This is a genomic window from Streptomyces sp. HUAS MG91, assembly GCF_040529335.1.
In the GTDB taxonomy this organism is placed as follows: Bacteria; Actinomycetota; Actinomycetes; order Streptomycetales; family Streptomycetaceae; genus Streptomyces; species Streptomyces tabacisoli.
Map to the genome: position 1 here is coordinate 1161270 of NZ_CP159534.1, position 17736 is coordinate 1179005.

14 protein-coding genes are annotated in these 17736 nt (G+C 72.6%); 4 read left to right on the forward strand and 10 right to left on the reverse strand.

Annotated elements, in window-relative coordinates:
- Positions 1 to 3: 3 nt before the first annotated feature.
- Positions 4 to 510 (reverse strand): rhodanese-like domain-containing protein, encoded by a 507-nt coding sequence (locus tag ABII15_RS05450; protein ID WP_353941132.1) that lies wholly within the window; start codon positions 508 to 510, stop codon positions 4 to 6.
- A gap of 138 nt (positions 511 to 648) precedes the next feature.
- On the opposite strand from ABII15_RS05450, the gene ABII15_RS05455 reads away from it, so the two are divergent.
- Complete coding sequence (locus tag ABII15_RS05455; RefSeq protein WP_353941133.1) at positions 649 to 1119, forward strand: Lrp/AsnC family transcriptional regulator; 471 nt, start codon at positions 649 to 651, stop codon at positions 1117 to 1119.
- A gap of 25 nt (positions 1120 to 1144) precedes the next feature.
- Here the strand turns inward: ABII15_RS05455 and ABII15_RS05460 are convergent, their stop codons facing one another.
- From ABII15_RS05460 to ABII15_RS05490, 7 genes are all read right to left on the reverse strand, one after another.
- Positions 1145 to 4189, reverse strand: a complete 3045-nt coding sequence (locus ABII15_RS05460; protein WP_353941134.1) for an SMC family ATPase — start codon at positions 4187 to 4189, stop codon at positions 1145 to 1147.
- Positions 4186 to 5364 carry an exonuclease SbcCD subunit D gene (locus tag ABII15_RS05465; RefSeq protein WP_353941135.1) on the reverse strand — a complete coding sequence of 393 codons (1179 nt, stop codon included), beginning with the start codon at positions 5362 to 5364 and terminating at the stop codon, positions 4186 to 4188. The genes ABII15_RS05460 and ABII15_RS05465 overlap by 4 nt, the downstream gene beginning before the upstream one ends.
- 83 nt (positions 5365 to 5447) lie before the next feature.
- The gene (locus ABII15_RS05470; RefSeq protein ID WP_353941136.1) at positions 5448 to 6737 is read right to left on the reverse strand and encodes a ThuA domain-containing protein; all 1290 of its coding nucleotides are present in this window, start codon (positions 6735 to 6737) and stop codon (positions 5448 to 5450) included.
- A gap of 26 nt (positions 6738 to 6763) precedes the next feature.
- On the reverse strand, positions 6764 to 8899 hold the full coding sequence (locus ABII15_RS05475; protein WP_353946966.1) for an RICIN domain-containing protein: 2136 nt from the start codon (positions 8897 to 8899) through the stop codon (positions 6764 to 6766).
- Between the two features lie 115 nt (positions 8900 to 9014).
- Complete coding sequence (locus tag ABII15_RS05480; protein WP_353941137.1) at positions 9015 to 10409, reverse strand: lectin; 1395 nt, start codon at positions 10407 to 10409, stop codon at positions 9015 to 9017.
- Positions 10410 to 10667: 258 nt separating this feature from the next.
- On the reverse strand, positions 10668 to 11222 hold the full coding sequence (ssuE, locus tag ABII15_RS05485) for an NADPH-dependent FMN reductase (protein ID WP_353941138.1): 555 nt from the start codon (positions 11220 to 11222) through the stop codon (positions 10668 to 10670).
- A gap of 396 nt (positions 11223 to 11618) precedes the next feature.
- On the reverse strand, positions 11619 to 12239 hold the full coding sequence (locus ABII15_RS05490; RefSeq protein ID WP_353941139.1) for a YigZ family protein: 621 nt from the start codon (positions 12237 to 12239) through the stop codon (positions 11619 to 11621).
- Between the two features lie 168 nt (positions 12240 to 12407).
- On the opposite strand from ABII15_RS05490, the gene ABII15_RS05495 reads away from it, so the two are divergent.
- Positions 12408 to 14369 carry an amino acid transporter gene (locus ABII15_RS05495; RefSeq protein WP_353941140.1) on the forward strand — a complete coding sequence of 654 codons (1962 nt, stop codon included), beginning with the start codon at positions 12408 to 12410 and terminating at the stop codon, positions 14367 to 14369.
- Between the two features lie 69 nt (positions 14370 to 14438).
- The gene (locus ABII15_RS05500) at positions 14439 to 14846 is read left to right on the forward strand and encodes a CoA-binding protein (protein WP_353941141.1); all 408 of its coding nucleotides are present in this window, start codon (positions 14439 to 14441) and stop codon (positions 14844 to 14846) included.
- A gap of 118 nt (positions 14847 to 14964) precedes the next feature.
- On the opposite strand, the gene ABII15_RS05505 is transcribed toward ABII15_RS05500, so the two are convergent.
- Positions 14965 to 15207 carry a hypothetical protein gene (locus ABII15_RS05505; RefSeq protein ID WP_353941142.1) on the reverse strand — a complete coding sequence of 81 codons (243 nt, stop codon included), beginning with the start codon at positions 15205 to 15207 and terminating at the stop codon, positions 14965 to 14967.
- Between the two features lie 203 nt (positions 15208 to 15410).
- Between ABII15_RS05505 and ABII15_RS05510 the strand changes: the two genes are divergently transcribed.
- On the forward strand, positions 15411 to 16532 hold the full coding sequence (locus tag ABII15_RS05510) for a hypothetical protein (RefSeq protein ID WP_353941143.1): 1122 nt from the start codon (positions 15411 to 15413) through the stop codon (positions 16530 to 16532).
- Here ABII15_RS05510 and ABII15_RS05515 read toward each other — a convergent pair.
- Positions 16489 to 17727, reverse strand: a complete 1239-nt coding sequence (locus ABII15_RS05515; protein ID WP_353941144.1) for an amidohydrolase — start codon at positions 17725 to 17727, stop codon at positions 16489 to 16491. The genes ABII15_RS05510 and ABII15_RS05515 overlap by 44 nt on opposite strands.
- Between the last annotated feature and the right edge of the window lie 9 nt (positions 17728 to 17736).

The window sequence follows — 17736 nt, forward strand, 5'->3', positions numbered from 1 at the left end:
GGTTCAGCAGCCGCAGTCGTCGCCGTCGGCCGGCGCCGTCAGGGGGTCCGCGCTCTGTCGCGCGGGCCCCTCCCACGTCTCGTACGCGAAGCCCTCGCGCACCCAGTACTCGAACCCGCCGAGCATCTCCTTGACCTGGAAGCCGAGTTCGGCGAGGGCGAGGGCGGCGCGGGTCGCGCCGTTGCAGCCGGGGCCCCAGCAGTAGGTGACGACGGGGACGGACCGGTCGAGGAGCTGTCCGGCCTGCTCGGGGATGAGGGCCGTCGGCAGGTGGACGGCGCCGGGGACGTGGCCCTGGTCCCAGGACGCGGTGTTGCGCGAGTCGAGGACGACGAAGCCCGGATCGGCGGCGCCGTCGGCGAGTGCGGCGGCGACGTCGGACACGTCGGCGTGGAAGGCAAGGCTCGCGCCGAAGTAGGCGGCCGCGGCGGCGGGCGAGGCGGGGGCGACGCGCAGCACCGGGTTGGTGGTGGTCGCCGTGTCGACGGTGGTCGCGGTGGTCGCGGTCATGGTGGTTTCGGGTCCTCTCCGGGGGGCGCGCTCGCGCTCTCCCTGACCAGAAATCTACGGGCGAGGACCGTTTCGCTGAAGGGCCGATCCCCGGTATCCCGCTTGCTCTGCCGATGATTCCCCGGTTAGCTCTGGGTCATGACCGACGATTCCCCTGACGATGCGCCGCCGTACGTGCCCGATGCCACGGACTGGCACATTCTGCGGGTTCTCCAGAGCGAGGGCCGCGCCAGCTACGCCGAGCTGGCGCGGGCCGTGTCCATGTCCGCGAGTGCCGTGACGGAGCGGGTGCGGCGGCTGGAGGAGTCGGGGGTGATCGCGGGGTACTCGGCCGTGGTCGTCCCCGAGCGGCTCGGTCTGCCGATCCTGGCGTTCGTCCGGCTCAGGTACCCGAACGGGAACTACAAGCCGTTCCACGATCTCGTCGCCGTGACCCCGGAGGTCCTGGAGGCGCACCACGTCACGGGCGACGACTGTTTCGTCATCAAGGTCGCGGCGCGGTCGATGCGGCACCTGGAGGAGGTCTCCGGGAAGATCGGCACGCTGGGGTCGGTGACGACGAGCGTGGTGTACTCGTCGCCGCTGCCGCGCCGGGCGCTCGGGCGCTGAGCCGGTACCCGGCCGCCCCGCGCCCCTACGGGGCGCCCTGCTGCCGGACCTCCGATCCGTCCCGTCCCTTCACGATCTCCAGCTGGGCGTGGACGCGGCGGCGCAGGTCGCCGACGTGGCTGACGATGCCGACGCTGCGGTCGCGTTCGCGCAGCGAGTCGAGGACGTCGAGCACGTCGTCGAGGGTCTGGTCGTCGAGGCTGCCGAAGCCCTCGTCGATGAAGAGGGTGTCGAGCCGGACGCCGCCCGCCTCGTCCGTGACGACGTCGGCGAGGCCGAGGGCCAGGGCGAGCGACGCGAAGAACGTCTCGCCGCCGGAGAGCGTCGCCGTGTCCCGCTCGCGGCCCGTCCACGCGTCGACGACGTGCAGCCCGAGACCGGATCTGCCGCGCCCGGCGAGGGAGTCGGAGTGGACGAGCGTGTAGCGCCCGGACGACATGCAGCTCAGGCGCGCGGTCGCCGCGGCCGCCACCTGTTCCAGGCGGGCGGCGAGGACGTAGGACTCCAGGCGCATCTTGCGTTCGTTGTCCGCGGCGGTACCGGCCGCGAGGGCGGCGAGCCGGGCCACACGGTTGTACGTGGTGCGCAGCGGGCCGAGGCGGCGGGCCTCGGTGGCGGCGCGGCGGGACAGCCGGTCGAGGTCGGCGCAGCGGCGCTCGGCCGCGTCCCGCGCGGAGCCCGCGGCCCGCACGCGTGTGTCGGCGGCCTCGGCCGCGCGGTGGGCGGCGGCGACGTCGGCCGCCGGTTCGCGGGCGGCGGCCGCGGTCTCCTCCTCGGCGAGGATCGCGCGGACCGCGGCGTCCTCGGACTGCCAGGCGTCCAGGCGGTGCTGCAGCTCGCGGTGGCGTGCGTCGTCGAGCTGGGCGGCGGCCGCGGCCTCCGGGGTGTCGAAGCCTGCCTTGAACGCGGCGTCGGCGAGTCGCGCGTCGGCGTCCTTCAGGCGCTGCGCGGTGTCCTCGACGGCGCGGGCCGCGTCGGCCGCCGCGCCGAGCACGTCCACGAGCCGCTCCAGCTGGGCGGCGCGGGCCTCGACGCTCACCGCGGTGCCGCGCGCCTGCGCCAACTCGCTCTCCAGGTTCGCCTGTTCACGCTCCAGCGACTCACGCGTCGAGGCGCGGCCGGCGGCCCGGGTGGCCGCTTCCTGGCGGGTGGTGAGCCTGCGGTCGTGCTCGCTCTGGGCGTGTGCCAGCGTCTCGCGGGCCGCGTGCAGGGCGGACGCCTCGGCGCGGGCCTCGGCGTGTCGATCTTGCAGTGCGCGGGCCGCGTCGGCGAGTTCCCCGGCGGGGGCGGCACCGGCGGCGGCCTTCGCCGCGGCCAGCTCCTCGCGGACGACGCCGGAGCGGCGCTCGGCCTCGGTGTGCCGGTCCTCGGCGGCGCGGTGGGCGGCGAGCGCGGCCTCCTCGGCGGCGCGGTCGACGTGGCCCGCCGACCTCCGCTGGGGCGCCGGGTGCTCGGTGGCGCCGCACACGGCGCAGGGTGCGCCGTCCCGCAGCTCCTCGGCGAGTTCGGCGGCGATGCCGCGCAGTCGCTGCTCCTTCAGGCCGAGCCAGTGCTCGTGGGCGCGGGCCGCCTCCTGGCGGGCGCGCAGGGCGTCGTCCCGCGCGGTGTCGGCCTGCTCGGCGAGCCGGTCGCGCTCGCGGGCGGCGCGGGCCTGCCGCAGAGCGGGCTCCAGCTGCCCGGCGAGGTGCTCGGCCCGGGTCGTGGCCTCCTGGGCCCGGTCGACCCCGTCCTGCAGCTCGGTACGGCGGGTGTCCCACCGGGCGAGCCACTGCTCGGCCTCGTCGAGGAGTTCGGTGTCGGCGCGCTCCTCCCGGTCGAGGTCCGCGCGCTCCCGGCCGAGGACGGCGAGGCGCCGCTCGGCCCGGCGCGCCGCGTCGAGCCCGCCGAGTTCCTGGGCGACACGCCGTGTGGCCTCGGCGAGCGCGCCGGGTCCCGCGTCGGCCGCGTCCTTCAGGGCCGCGGGCGCGTCCGGCACCGTGCCGGTCTCGGCGCGCAGTGCGGTCCGGGCCCGTGTCTCCTCGCGGAGCGCGGCGCGGTGCTCGGCGTCGGCGGCCTCGCGCAGGTCGAGCGCGGGGGCGACGGCGGCCGCCTTGCGGCCCCGCTCCATCCGCTCGCGCACCGCCCGCAGCTCGGCCTCCTGCTCGGCCAGCGCGGCCGCCCGGGTCTCGGCCTGGGCGAAGCGGCGCTGGAGGCGGTCCGTCTCCTGGGCGTCGGCGTGGGCGCGGCGGGCCGCGGCGCTCGCCGACTCGGCGGCGCTCAGGGCGAGATGGGCGTGCGTGTAGTGCTCGCGGGCCGTGGACCGGGCGACGGCGGCCCAGCCGAGGACGGCCTCGGCGACGCCGGGGTCGCCGGGTGCCGCGTCGACGGGCGGTGTCTCCACCACGTCCCCGGCGGCCTGCTGCATCCGGTGCGCGTCGGCGAGCAGCTCGGCGTCGCCGGCCGTCACCCGCTTCTCGGCGGCGCGCCGGTCCTCGGCGAGCCGCTGCTCGACGGCGGCGAACCGGCGCGTGTCGAAGAGCCGGCCGAGCAGCTTGCCGCGGGCCTCGGCGTCGGCGCGCAGGAAGCGGGCGAAGTCGCCCTGCGGGAGCAGCACGACCTGGCAGAACTGGTCCTTGCTCATCCCGAGCAGCTGGGTGATCTCCTCGCCGATCTCCTGGTGGGAGCGGCTGAGGTCCTTCCACTCCCCCGCCACGGCGTCGTACTCGCGCAGCCAGCTCTGCGCCTTCTCCGTCGTGAATCCGATGCCGCGCTTCTTGGGGCGGGCGAAGGGCGGCTGCCGGGTGAGTTCGAGCCGGCGGCCCGCGACGGTCACGTCGAGGCGGACCTCGGTGCGCACCCCGGGCTCGGCGTGGTCGCTGCGCAAGTTCTGGCCCTGGCCGGCCGCGCTCTGCCGGGCGCCGGGCACCGACCCGTACAGCGCGTAGCAGACCGCGTCGAGGACGGAGGTCTTGCCGGCGCCGGTCGGGCCGTGCAGCAGGAACAGGCCGGCCGACGACAGGGCGTCGAAGTCGACCTCCTGGCTGCCGCCGAAGGGGCCGAACGCCGTGATGCGCAGGGTGTGCAGTCTCACCGGGCTCCCTCGCGCTCGTGCACCTCGTTCTCGAAGGCGTCGGTCCGTACGGCGTCGAACGCGGCGCGCAGCACCGTCCGCTCGTCCTCGTCGGGCCCGGTGCCCCGGACATGGGTCACGAAGTCCTCCGCGATCTCGTGGTCGTCGCGCCCCTTGAGGCGCTCCGCATAACTGGCGTCCGGTTCGGTCTCGGTCCTGCGCGGGTCGAAGAGCAGGCTGAGGGTGTGCGGGAAGCGCTCGGTGAGCCGGGCCATCGGGTCGTCGGGGCGCACCGCGTCGGTGAGGGTGGCCTCCACCCAGGACTCCTCGTGCCGCGCGAGGGAGGCGTCGGCGAGCAGTTCCTCCAGGTCGCCGCGGATCCGGGCGAGCGGCCGGGGCACCGGGCAGTCCAGGCGCTCGGCGCTCACCGCGCCGTCGGCGGCCAGGTCGATCAGCCACATGCTCTTGCGGTGGTCGGCCTCGGAGAAGGAGTACGGGAGCGGGGAGCCGGAGTAGCGGACCCGCTCGGAGATGACCTGGCTGCCGTGCAGATGCCCGAGGGCCACGTAGTCGACGCCGTCGAAGACGCCCGCGGGGACGGCCGCGACGCCGCCGACGGTGATGTCCCGCTCGCTGTCGCTCGGCGCGCCGCCGGTGACGAAGGCGTGGGCGAGGACGACGGACCGGGTTCCGGCCGGGCGGTCGGCGAGGTCCGCCCGCACCCGCTCCATGGCCGCGGCGAGTACCTGCTCGTGGCCGGCCTTCTCGACCGCGAACTCGTCCTTCACCAGTGCGGGCTCCAGGTACGGCAGCCCGTAGAACGCCACGTCCCCGTGGTCGTCGGCGAGCACGACGGCCTCGCCGCACCGGGCCGCCTCGGTGCGCAGGTGGATCCCGGCGCGGCCGATGAGTCCGGCGCCGACGCCGAGGCGGCGCGCCGAGTCGTGGTTCCCGGAGATCATCACGGTGGGTACGCCGAGGTCGGCGAGGCGGTGCAGCACGTCGTCGTACAGCTCGACGGCGGCCAGCGGCGGCACGGCCCGGTCGTACACGTCGCCCGACACGACCACCGCGTCGACCTCGCGTTCGCGCACGGTGTCGACGAGGTGGCCGATGAACGCGGCCTGGGCGCCGAGCATGTTCACCCGGTGGAACGCGCGCCCCAGATGCCAGTCGGACGTGTGCAGCAGCCTCATGGGACACGAGGCTAGCCGCTGGGTCGGACATCACGTGCGGAACGCCCTCATCGGGCGCCCCGCACCGTGACATGTGTCACGCGTCAGCCGGCGGTCACCGTGAAGCTCTGCGCGGCGGAGCCGTCACAGGCGCGCTGGATGAGCTGCGGGCTGTTGGTGGCGGCGGTCGCGGCGGTGAGGCATTTGCCGCTGTGCCGGGCGGTGAAGTGATACCTCCCGGCGGCCTCCTTCACGGGGAGCCACTGCTGGTTCTGTCCGCCTGTGTACGCCCACAGCTGGAGCGGCGCGTTGTCGGCGGACGAGACGCCGGTCACGTCGATGACCTGCTGCGGGTTCGGGCGCACTCCGACGCGCCGGTATCCGGCGTCGGTCGCGGCGAGCCGGAACTGCTGCGCCTGGGTGCCGTTGCAGGCGTACTGCTGGATGGCGGTCCCGTTGGCCGTGGCGGCCGCGCGGGCGTCGACGCAGGTGCCGTTGCCGACGTTCTTCAGGGAGTACCAGGCCGTCTCGGAGAGCGTGTCGTCCGGCGGTGTGGTGCCGCCGGCGCCGCCGAGCCACTTCAGCCCGTCGAGCAGGAACCGGTTCTGGGTCGCGCTGGCGAACGTCGACGACGTGCGGGTGTTGGTGTCGTAGTTCATCGCGTTGTGGCCGAAGTTCGCGTACAGCATCTTGTACTTCGTGTTGGTCCACAGGATCGGGTAGTAGCCGCTGTACCAGGACTGGTTGGGGTCGGTGCCCAGCGGGAAGCTGCTGGGGTCGACCGAGGCGAGGATCTTGATGTCCGGGTTCTGCCGCAGGTCGTTGGACCAGCTGTACCACTCGCTGACCGACGAGGTGAACGTGGCGGGCAGGTTCACGGTGGACGGGTGGGTGCGGTCCTCGACCTTGAGGGTCGCGGATGTCGGGCCCCAGGTGTTGGACTTGAAGTTGCCGCTGCCGAGGAACTGGTTGTGGTACCAGGACCAGCCCGCCGCGTTCGTGGTGAAGGCCGAGACGTGGAAGCCCATCCAGGCGCCGCCGCCGCGCATGTAGTTCTCGAACCCGGTGCGCTGGGCGGCGGTCTGCGGCAGGTCGTCGAGGAACAGGACGACCTGGTAGGCGTTGACGCCGCCGTTGGCGAGCAGGTTCCAGTCGTTGCTGGCGGTGTAGGTGAAGCCGTTCGCGGCGGCCTGCTTCGGAAGCCAGTCGTTGGCCTCCTTCTCGAAGTCGATGTGCGCCGCGTCCCAGGTTCCGCTGTAGAGACCGAGCACCTTGAAGGGGGCCGCCGCGCTGCTCGCGTGTGCGGCGGGCGGTGCCGCGAGCCCGAGCAGGGCCGCGAGCAGCAGGAGGATCCGCAGGGCCGTGCGGGCGGATCCGGATCTGATGGTGTGCATCTGTCGATCGGTCCTCTCGCTCCGGTTTACGGGTAGTTGGTGAGGTAGGCGACGTTGCTGCTGGAGTTGGACGGTCCGCCGGTGTTGTTGATGACGTGGCTGATGGTGCCGGTGCCGCCGAGCGAGACGGTGACCATGTCGTGGAACTTGACCCCGGAGGTGTTGGGCACCTCGAAGGCGCGGTCGGCGACGACGCTGGAGTTGGTGCTGAAGTAGCAGTAGCTGCCGAGCCCCCACGCCTCGTGGCTGGTCACGGAGTTGGCCACCTTGTAGGCGGGATATCCCTTGCCGCTGCCGTTCATCCAGGCGGCCTGGTTGGGCGGGTCGTAGGGCATCTCGTTCTGGAAGAAGTACGTGCGGCCGCCGTTGCCGTTCCAGACGACCTGGGTCTTCTGGAAGTGCTCGACGAACAGGCCGTACGCGGTGACGTCGGCGCCGTTGACGATGAGCCCGGTGTCGGCGGTGTTGCTGGTCCAGCCGACCGTGCCGCCGTTGCCGTGGTCGGCCCGCCAGATCCAGGTGTGGTCGATGACCGTGTTCGGGCTGTTGACGACCAGGGAGTTGGTCGCCTTGCCGACGGTGGCGCCGCCGATCCGGACGAAGAAGTCGGACAGCTGGATGGGGTCGGCCGCGTGGTTCGCGGAGGAGCCGTCGGGGCCGATCCGCACCAGGGTCTGGGAGTTGGTGGTGCCCGCGTCGACGAGCAGGCCGGCCAGCTGGATGCCGTCCACGTCGGCGGTGCTGATCGCGGTGATCCCGCCGTCCGGGACGAGGGTGGCGAGGCCCATGCCGAGGACGACCGTGTCGGGGCGGGTGACGTTCAGCGTCTGGTTGAGGTGGTAGACGCCCGGGGTGACCAGCAGGTTCTTGCCCGCGGCGAGGGCCGCGTTCATGTCGGCGGCGGTGGCGCCGGGCTTGACGATGAAGAACTGGTCGAGCGGCAGCGAGGTGCCCGCCGGGGTCTTGCCGCTCCACGTGGTGCCCACCGCGTTCGACCGCAGCGCGGGCACGAACACCTTGTAGGCGCCCGCCCCGTCCACGTAGAGGAACGGCTTCTCGCGGATCGTCGGGGTGCTCGCGACGTTGGTGTACGTCGGGAAGGACTGGGCGGGTGCGCCCTGGTCGCCGACGAAGACCATGTTCCAGTTCGACCCCGACCAGCTGGCCATCTGGGAGTTGCGGGTGAGGAACTGCTGCTGCGAGCCGGAGCGGATCTGGCCGTCGACCTTGGTGTCGGAGATGAAGCCGCCGCTGGACCAGCCGCCGTCGTCGAGCGCGAGGTTGCCGCGCACGTGCATGCGCCGGTAGGGCGCGGCCTGCGAGACGGCCCAGCGGTCGGTGCCGCCGGTCGGGTTGACCGACAGGTTCTCGGCGTCGCGCCAGAAGTTCTGCGTGGCGTTGCCCTGGAACCAGTCGGCCTCCGCGTGCACGGCGCCGTTGATGGTCACGTCGTCGGGCGACAGGCCTAGCCCCGCGACCTGGGTGTAGAAGCCCACGTTGGCGTCGGCGCTGTAGGTGCCGGGCTTGAACAGCAGGGCCTGGCGGGCCGAGCCGAACTGGTTGGTCTGCTGCTGGGCGAAGACGGAGTTCAGCTTGGACTGGATGCTGGAGGCGGACATCGACGGGTCGAAGACCGTCACGTTCGGGCCGAAGTCCGGGGTGCCGGGCGGGTTCGTCGCGCCGCCGCCGAGCGTGAAGGACTGCGCGGCGGTGCCGTTGCAGGTGTACTGCGCGAGCTGCACGCTGTCGGCGGTGGAGGCGCTGGGGACGTCGAGGCACTTGCCGCTGTTGCGGTTGACGAAGTGGTACGAGCCGTCGGCCTCGGCGACGGGCAGCCACTGCTGGTTGGCGCCGCTGGAGTAGGTCCACAGCTGGACGGCCGCGGAGTCGGCGGTGGACACGTCGGTGACGTCCCACGCCTTGGTGGCGTCGAGGCCGCTGTTCACGCGGTAGTAGCCGCCGCTGGTGGCGACCAGCTGCCAGGTCTGCGCGGCGCTGCCGTTGCAGCTGTACTGCTGTACCGCGGTGCCGTCGGCACTGGCGGCGGCGCGGGCGTCGACGCACTTGCCGCTGCCCTTGTTGATCACGGTGGTGGGGCCGGTCGGGAGCGCGGCGGCCGCCTCGGTCTGCGCGCTCGCCGGCGCCTGCGCGGCGAACTCGATGCCGGTGGCGGTCGTCGCGACGAGCGCCACCGCGGTGAGGGCTCTCGGTATCCGGCGTCTGAGCGCGGACCCGGGCACGGATCTGGACACGGGGATCTCCTGTGGGGGTGGGCCGTCAGCCGGTGTACTTGGCGAAGATGCCGGTGAACTGCCAGGCGCTCTGGGACACGCCCGAGCAGGTGTCGTCGTTCGGGTAGCCGCCGGAGCAGGGCCGGTCGCGGTTGGCCGACCAGAACGTGAGGCGCGCGAGGTGGTGCTGCTGCGCGTAGGCCAGGATGGTCTGGAAGTCGGCGGGGGTGACGGTCTCGTTGTCGTCGGTGATCCCGTTCATGGACGAGATGCCCATGCCCCGGTAGGCCTGGTCGTCGCTGTAGCCGTACGCGTTCTTGAGGGCGTTCTTGAGGCCCTCGGCCGCCTTGGTGGTCAGCGTGCCCATGTTCTGGCCGGAGCCGCCGAAGTCGAACGGCATGATGGTCCAACTGTCCACGGTGAGACCGGAGTTCGCGGCCCGGTTGATCAGGCTGGTGTCGGGTCCCGACTGGCCCGTGCCGATGGTGACGTACACCTTGATGCCCGGGTTGTTGGCCTTGACGGTCTTCAGCGCGTCCACCGTGCGCTGCTGCACGGTGCCGTTGCTGTACGCGTCGGCCTCCAGGTCGATGTCGATGGCCTTGAGCCCGTACGCGTTGATGACCTTCTGGTACGCGCCCGCCAGCGCACTGGCGCTGGTGCAGGAGCTCTCCAGCTTGTTGCCGCTGTAGCCGCCGAACGACGGGACCACGTCGCCGCCGTTCGCGCGCACCGTGTTGATGGTCTGCTGGTCGACGCCGCCGGTCAGCGGGCGGCCGCCGTCCCACTGCGGGTTGCAGCTGCCGTTGCTGAGGACGAAGGCGAGGGTGAACCACTTGACGCCGGTGGCGTTCATGATCGTGGTCGGGCTCGGCGGGTTGCCCCAGCCGTTGTAGAGGTACGGGGCGACGGCCATCGGCGCCGACGCGGGAGGCGTGCCGCCGCCGCTGGGCGCGGTCCACTTCTGGTTCGCGGCGCCGGTGCAGCTCCAGATCTGGACGGGGGTGCCGTTCGCCGAGGTGTTGCCGGTGACGTCCGCGCACTTGCCGGACTGCTGGCCGACGAGGTCGCGGGCGGCGGAGACGGTCCACTTCTGGTTGGTGCCGCCGGCGCAGTCCCACAGCTGGAGCCTGGCTCCGTTGGCGGTCGAATTGCCGGTGACGTCAAGGCACTTGCCGAGGGCGCGGATCGTGCCGTCGGTGCCGACGGTCCACTGTTGTGCGGCGGTTCCGTTGCAGTCGTAGAGCTGGACGGCGGTGCCGTTGGCGGAGCTGGCCGCCGCCACGTCGAGACACTTGCCGCCGAGTCCGGTGATGGTGCCGGTGGCCGCCGCGGCGGGGGTCGTGGCGAGCGCGCCCGCCGACACCGTCAGCAGCACGGTGGCGAGCGCGGCGCGTACGGCGGTCGAGCGCGTGAGAGCAGATCTGGGCAGGGGGGACATAGGGGGTTCACAGCCCTTCATGGGAGGCCGTCGATGGGGGTTACGGGTGTTCATGGAGATGAACAGCGGGTGCATTCATGAAGCTGTGGCGAACGGGAACCTAAAGGTCTGCACCAGTGGCGTCAAGAGATGAAACCGAGATGACCATCAACGGGTCTGCGCCCACAAGGACTTGAACACAGCAAAGCCCCCGGTCGGCGCTCCGGGGGCTTCAACAGTACTTAATTCAAGGTTTGTTAAGAAGGGTGCCGACGAGACTCAGGCGGCGGCGAGACGGGAGCCCGTGGGCAGCGCGTCGCGGAAGCGGCCGAGGACCGGGGCGAGCGCCTCCCGCGTCTCGGGGGTGAGGGTGACACCGCCGTCCGCGTCGACGGTGATGTGCCGGTCGAGGACGAACCAGCCCTGCGCGACATCGGCGCCGAGCGAGGTGAGGACGGGCCGCAGCGCGTAGTCGACGGCGAGGACGTGCGCGGGCGAGCCGCCGGTGGCCAGCGGCAGCACGGGCTTGCCGCGCAGCGCGTACTGCGGCAGCAGGTCGAGGAACGTCTTCAGGACGCCGGAGTAGGCGGCCTTGTAGACGGGGCTGGCGACGATCAGGGCGTCGGCGCGGGCCACGAGGGCGGCGGCCGCGGCGATGTCGGGGTCGGCGGTGTCGGCGGACAGCAGCCCCTCGGCGGGCAGCGAGCGGACGTCGAGGTGCCGTATCTCGTGGCGGCCGGCGGCGAGTTGGGTGCCGAGGTCGCGCGCGAGGTGGGCGGTGCGGGAGGTGCCGGGGGCGGAGGCGCTGCCGGTGAGGGTGAGGAGGAGGGGCACGGGGGTGTCCTTTGCGGGGTGGGGAGTTCGTGGCCGGCTGCGGGCCGGTGGGGCTTCTCGCGCAGTTCCCCGCGCCCCTGAGGCATGCGCTGCGCGCGGCCTCCCCCGGACGAGCGGAGCTCGTTCAAGGGGCGCGGGGAACTGCGCGGGAACCAGCCACCGGCCCGCGCTCGGTGACGGAACAGGGCGCGTCGGAGCGGCCGTTGGGCACGGCGGGGATCAGATGCGGGCCGGACCGATCAGAGCCGGCTCAGCCGGAGACGCGACAGGAGGTGCTGTTGACCCGAGCGAGATCGACATGGCGTCGTCGCGTGAGGTCGTGCCGTCCTGCGTCCATGGGCCGATTGAATCAGGTGCCGCCTACATCCGTCGAGACCCGCCCACGCCGTGGACAGCTCAGCCGTACGCCTCTCCGCCCAGCTCGAAGCCCGCGGTCCCCGCGCTGACGTCCGCGAGCCACGCCCGGAACCGCTCCACGTCTCCCTCGGGCAGCCCGATCTCGATGGTGACGGCCTCCGCGTAGCGCACGTCGCGCACCTCGCGCCCGGTGGCCCGCAGGTCGTTCTCCATCTTTCCGGCGCGGCCGTGGTCGACGGTCACCGTGGCGAGGCGGAACCGGCGGCGGGTGACGGTGCCGAGCGTGTCGAGCGCTTCCCCGACCGCGCCGCCGTACGCCCGGATGAGCCCGCCCGCGCCCAGCTTCACGCCGCCGAAGTAGCGGGTCACGACGGCGACGACGTAGCGCATCTCGCGCCGGGTGAGCATCTGGAGCATGGGCACCCCCGCGGTGCCGCCCGGCTCGCCGTCGTCGCTGGCCTTCTGCACGGAGGCATCGGCGCCGATCACGTACGCGTAGCAGTTGTGCGAGGCCGTCGGGTGCTCCTTGCGGACGCGCGCGACGAAGGCCTGTGCCTCCTCCTCGGTCGCCGCGGGCGCGAGCGCGCACAGGAACCGGGAGCGGCTGATCTCTGTCTCGTGCACGCCCTCGCGGGCCACCGTGCGGTACTCGTCCTGCATCCGACCAGCCTATTCGCAGGTGTGGCGGAGGTCGCCCCCACCCGGTGGGCGGGTGACGATGTGATGGATACTCGCACGTCGTCACTGTCATGAACGGGCTGCCTCGGGGCAGTGCATTCCCGTACGCGACCGGCGACACCACCGAGCCTCCCGACAGAGAGCCCCCACATGACCGGCACCCAGGCCGACGCCCCACCCGCCCGCACCGCACGCTGGCGGTCCTGGCTGCTGGAGGGCCTGAGCGAGCGGACGGCACGCCACCAGGGCCCCCACGGACGCGTGTCGGAGGAGCACCGCGGTCACAAGTGGTGGCGCGTGATGTGTCTGACCGGTGTCGACTACTTCTCCACGCTGGGCTACCAGCCGGGCATCGCGGCGCTCGCGGCCGGTCTGCTGTCGCCGCTCGCGACGCTGGTGCTGATCGCGCTGACGCTGCTCGGCGCACTGCCCGTGTACCGCCGGGTCGCGAAGGAGTCGCCGCACGGCGAGGGCTCGATCGCGATGCTGGAGCGGCTGCTGCCGTGGTGGGCGGGCAAGCTGTTCGTGCTGGTGCTGCTCGGCTTCGCCGCGACCGACTTCATGATCACGATGACCCTGTCGGCGGCGGACGCGGCGGCGCACGTCGTGGAGAACCCGTTCGCCCCCGGCTGGCTGCACGACGCGAACCTGTGGATCACGCTGGTGCTGCTCGCGGCGCTCGGCGCGGTCTTCCTGAAGGGCTTCAAGGAGGCCATCCGGGTCGCCGTCGTCCTGGTCGGCGCCTATCTCGCGATGAACGTGGTGGTGCTGATCACGGCCGCCGTCCACGTGCTGACCCAGCCCGTGAAGATCACCAACTGGTGGGACGCGATGACGGCCGAGCACTCCTCGCCGTTCGTGATGGTCGGCGTCGCGCTGCTCGTCTTCCCGAAGCTGGCGCTCGGCATGTCCGGCTTCGAGACCGGTGTCGCGGTGATGCCGCAGATCCAGGGCGGCCCCGACGACACGTACGCCAAGCCCGCCGGCCGCATCCGCGACACCCGCAAGCTGCTGACCACGGCCGCGCTGATCATGAGCTGCTTCCTGCTGCTGTCCAGCCTGGCCACGACGATCCTGATCCCGCAGGACGAGTTCAAGGCGGGCGGTTCGGCGAACGGTCGGGCGCTCGCCTATCTCGCGCACGCCTATCTGGGCGAGGGCTTCGGCACGGTCTACGACGTCTCGACCATCGCCATCCTGTGGTTCGCGGGCGCCTCCGCCATGGCGGGCCTGCTCAATCTCGTCCCCCGCTATCTGCCGCGCTACGGCATGGCGCCCGAGTGGACCCGGGCGGTGCGCCCGCTGGTCCTCGTCTTCATGGCGACGGCCGTCTTCATCACCCTCTGGTTCAACGCCAACGTCGACGACCAGTCCGGCGCCTACGCCACCGGCGTGCTGGTGCTGATGCTCTCCGCGTCCTTCGCCTCGACGGTCGCGGTGCACCGGCACGGCCACCGGGGTGCGACGCTCGGCTTCGGCGCGATCACGGCCGTCTTCGCCTACACCCTCGTCACGAACGTCGTGGAGCGCCCCGACGGCATCAAGATCGCCCTGATCTTCATCGTCGCCATCCTGATCTCCTCCTTCGCCTCCCGCGTCCACCGCGCCTTCGAACTGCGCGCGGGCGCGGTGACGTACGACGAGGAGGCCGTCCGGCTGATCGACGACGCGGCGGCGCTGGGCCCGCTGCGCGTCATCGCCAACGAGCCGCAGGAGCACACCACCGCCGAGTACCGCGCCAAGGAGAGCGAGCAGCGCGAGGACACGCACATCCCCGACGACGGCGTCCTGCTCTTCCTGGAGGTCTTCATCCAGGACTCCTCCGACTTCACCGAGGACCTCGTCGTGCACGGCGACGAGAAGCACGGGGTGCGGCGGCTGCGCGTGCACGGACCCGGTGTGCCGAACACGGTGGCGGCGGTGCTGATGAACCTGCGCGACCGCACGGGCGAGGTGCCGCACGCCTACTTCAACTGGACCGAGGGCCATCCCGTCAGCCATCTGCTGCGCTTCCTCGTCTTCGGCGACGGCGAGGTCGCCCCGGTCACCCGCGAGGTGCTGCGCCGCGCCGAGTCCGATCCGGAGCGGCGGCCGCGCGTCCACGTGGGCTGACCGGCCGCGGAATCCCGGGGCGCGCCGGGAGGTTGTGACAGCATCGGCACCCGCTCACAGGAGGCAGCCATGTACGGCGACCAGGCCACGGTCCGCACGATCCTCACCGAGTCCGGCGACACCTGGGCCGTCGTCGGCCTCTCATCGAACCAGGCGCGGGCGGCGTACGGCGTCGCCGACGTGCTGCAGCGCTTCGGCAAGCGGATCGTCCCCGTCCACCCGAAGGCGGAGACCGTCCACGGCGAACAGGGATACGCGTCGCTCGCCGACATCCCCTTCCCCGTGGACGTCGTCGACGTCTTCGTCAACAGCGAGCTGGCGGGCCGGGTCGCCGACGAGGCCGTGGAGATCGGCGCGAAGGCGGTGTGGTTCCAGCTCGGCGTGGTCGACGAGGCGGCGTACGAGCGGACGCGCGGGGCGGGTCTGGAGATGGTCATGGACAAGTGCCCGGCGATCGAGATCCCCCGCCTCGGCTGAACCCCGCGCCGCGCCCGGTTCCGGGCACAGGTGCGGGGCTCGGGCAGCCTGCACAGTGCTTCCCCCCACGGAAAGTGCAGGCCGCCCGAGCCCCTGGACAGGTGGCTCTGAGGGGCGTCTACCAGACGGAGTCCATCGGCGCGATGGCCTGGACCGACTCATCGGCCGGTGCCGTCCGGTTCGGCTCGTCGGCGGGCACCGTCGCCCGGTTCGGCTCAGGGGCCGACTGCGGGTCGACGGGTGCCAGCCAGACGCTGTCGGCACGCGTCGTCGAAGCCGCTCCGTGCGCCGACTGCGCGTGCGCCACACCGGCCAGGGCGGCGACGGTGAGGGCGATGAGGGCTCCGATACGGCGTGCCATGTGGGTCATCGTTGTCCTTCCGGGCTCACGAGGCCGGTGGCGCCTGTGAGAAGACTGTTCGCAGGGACCGGGAGGGGCCCCACGCATAGAATGTGGCCCATGCGGCGACGCGGCTGCAATCGAATCCGCTGTCGTCTTGCTGCCTGGCGTAGGTACGCCAACAGGCCGTCGGCCGACAGGCGTTGACCCTGACGGAGGGTTGGGTGGGAGAGAGCACCGCACCCGGGGACGCGCGCGGGCGTGCGCTGCCGGGACAGGCGCTGTCGGCCGCCGCGGTCGACCTGTACGGGCGGCTGTCGACGGGCCGGCCGACCGGCCCCGCGGACGCCGAGGCCCTCGCGCAGTTACAGGCCTGGGGCATGGTCGGCCTGCCCGAGGACGGGGCGCGTCCGGTGCCCCTACCGCCCACGGCGGCCGCCTGGTCGGTCGCCAGGGAGGCGCTGGTGCACCTCCAGGAGCAGACCCGGATGCTGATGGAACTGCCGCACGCCGTGGAGCAGTTGAACCTCGCGTTCGCCCAGTCGCGCACCCGGGCGGCGGGCACCACCGGCTCGGAGTTCCTGTCGGACCGGGCGGAGGTCAACGAACGGATCGGGGCGATCCTGGCGTCCGCCCGCTCGGAGCTGCTCGGCGCGCACCCGCACGGGCCGCGGACCCGGGAGCAGATGGACATCGGCGTACCGCGCGACACGGCGGCCCTCGAGCGCGGGGTGCACTACCGGACGCTGTATCAGGACGCGGTCCGCGACGACGTGGTGACCTGCGAGTGGGCGTCGACGATGGCGCCGCGCGGGGTGCACTTCCGGACGCTCGCGGACCCCTTCGAGCGGGTCGTCATCGTCGACGAGCGGGTCGCGGTCATCTCCGACTACGTGGTCCCGGACGCTCCGGAGGGCTCGGCGTGGATCATCACGGACCGGGCGATGGTCGCCTTCTGCAAGCACGCGTTCGAGCAGGAGTGGCGGCGGGCCAGTCCCTGGCACGGGCAGCGCCGGGTGCGCGGCCAGAGCCCGGAGGGCGGGCTGCTCAGCCAGTTGCAGCGGGCGATCCTGCGGGCCCTGTCCGAGGGCGAGACCCAGGACGGGGCGGCGCGCAGGCTCCAGGTGTCGACGCGCAAGCTCCAGCGGGAGCTGGACCTGGTCCGCGCCGCGTGGGCGCTGCCGCAGGCGACCGTCGCGCAGCTCACCTTCCGGTGGGCGACCTCGCCGGAGCGCGAGGCGACGCGCGAGAAGGCCGCCTGGCGCCGGACGCTGACGCCGGGCGCCGACCCCGGGCTGCCGGTCAATCGCCCAGCCACTCCAGCGCGGCCGTCGTCAGCGCCGTGACCCCGGTCGTGATGGTCGGGTCGACGAGCGGCGCGAAGAACGGGGAGTGATTGGAGGGGATGTCCCGGTCGGCCGTGCCCGCCTTGTGGGCGGCCGCGACCTGTTCCGGGTCGAGGCCGCCGAACATCCAGTAGCAGATCGGGGCCCCGGACTCGGTCGCGAAGAGGCCCACGTCCTCGCTGCCCGTCACCGGCCCCATGTCGAAGACACGGTCGGGGCCGAGCGCGGCGCGCAGGGCGGTCATGGTGCGCTCGGTCGCGTCCGGGTCGTTGGTGAGCACCGGGAAGCTGTCCAGCTCGGTGATCTCCGGGTCGCGCTCGGCGCCGGACGCGGCGGCCTCGGCGCGCACGATCCGCTCGACGGCGGCCAGGACACGCGTGCGGATGGCGCCGCCGTAGGTGCGGATGTTGAGCTTCAGCTCGGCGCGGTCCGGGATGATGTTGGCCTTCGTGCCCGCCTGGAGGGCGCCGACGGTCAGCACGGCGGTCTCGCCGCCGGGAACCTCGCGGGCGACGACCGTCTGGAGGCGGAGCACGGTCGCCGCCGCCATCACCACCGGGTCGATCGCGGTCTCCGGGCGGGAGCCGTGGGCGCCCTTGCCGTGCAGGACCACCTGGAGCGAGTCCGCCGCGGCGAACGACGGGCCCGCGTGCCAGCCGACCGTGCCGGCGGGCAGCGGCGCCACGTGCTGGCCGAGGACCACGTCGGGGCGGCCGAACCGGTCGAGGAAGCCGTCGTCGAGCATGGCCCGGGCGCCCTGGGCGATCTCCTCGGCGGGCTGGAAGACGGCGACGATCCGGCCCGACCAGTCGGCGCGCGCGTCGCGGAGCAGCCGCAGCGTGCCCAGCAGACAGGTGACGTGCATGTCGTGGCCGCAGGCGTGCATCACGCCGTCGGTCCTGGAGGCGTGGTCGAGCCCGGTGCGTTCCTGGACCGGGAGCGCGTCGAAGTCGGCGCGGAGCAGGACGGTGGGGCCCGGCCCGTTGTCGAGGGTCGCCACGACGCCCGTACGGCCCACTCCTTCGGTGACGTCGTAGCCGTGGGCGCGGGCGCGCCGGGCGACCTCGGCGGCGGTCCTGGTCTCCTGGAAGGACAGCTCGGGGTGGGCGTGCAGATCGCGGTAGAGGTTCGCGAGGCCCGGGAGCAGGGCCGGGAGGCCGTCGAGCACGGCGGGGGCGGTGGGCTGCTGGGTCATGGGTCCTCC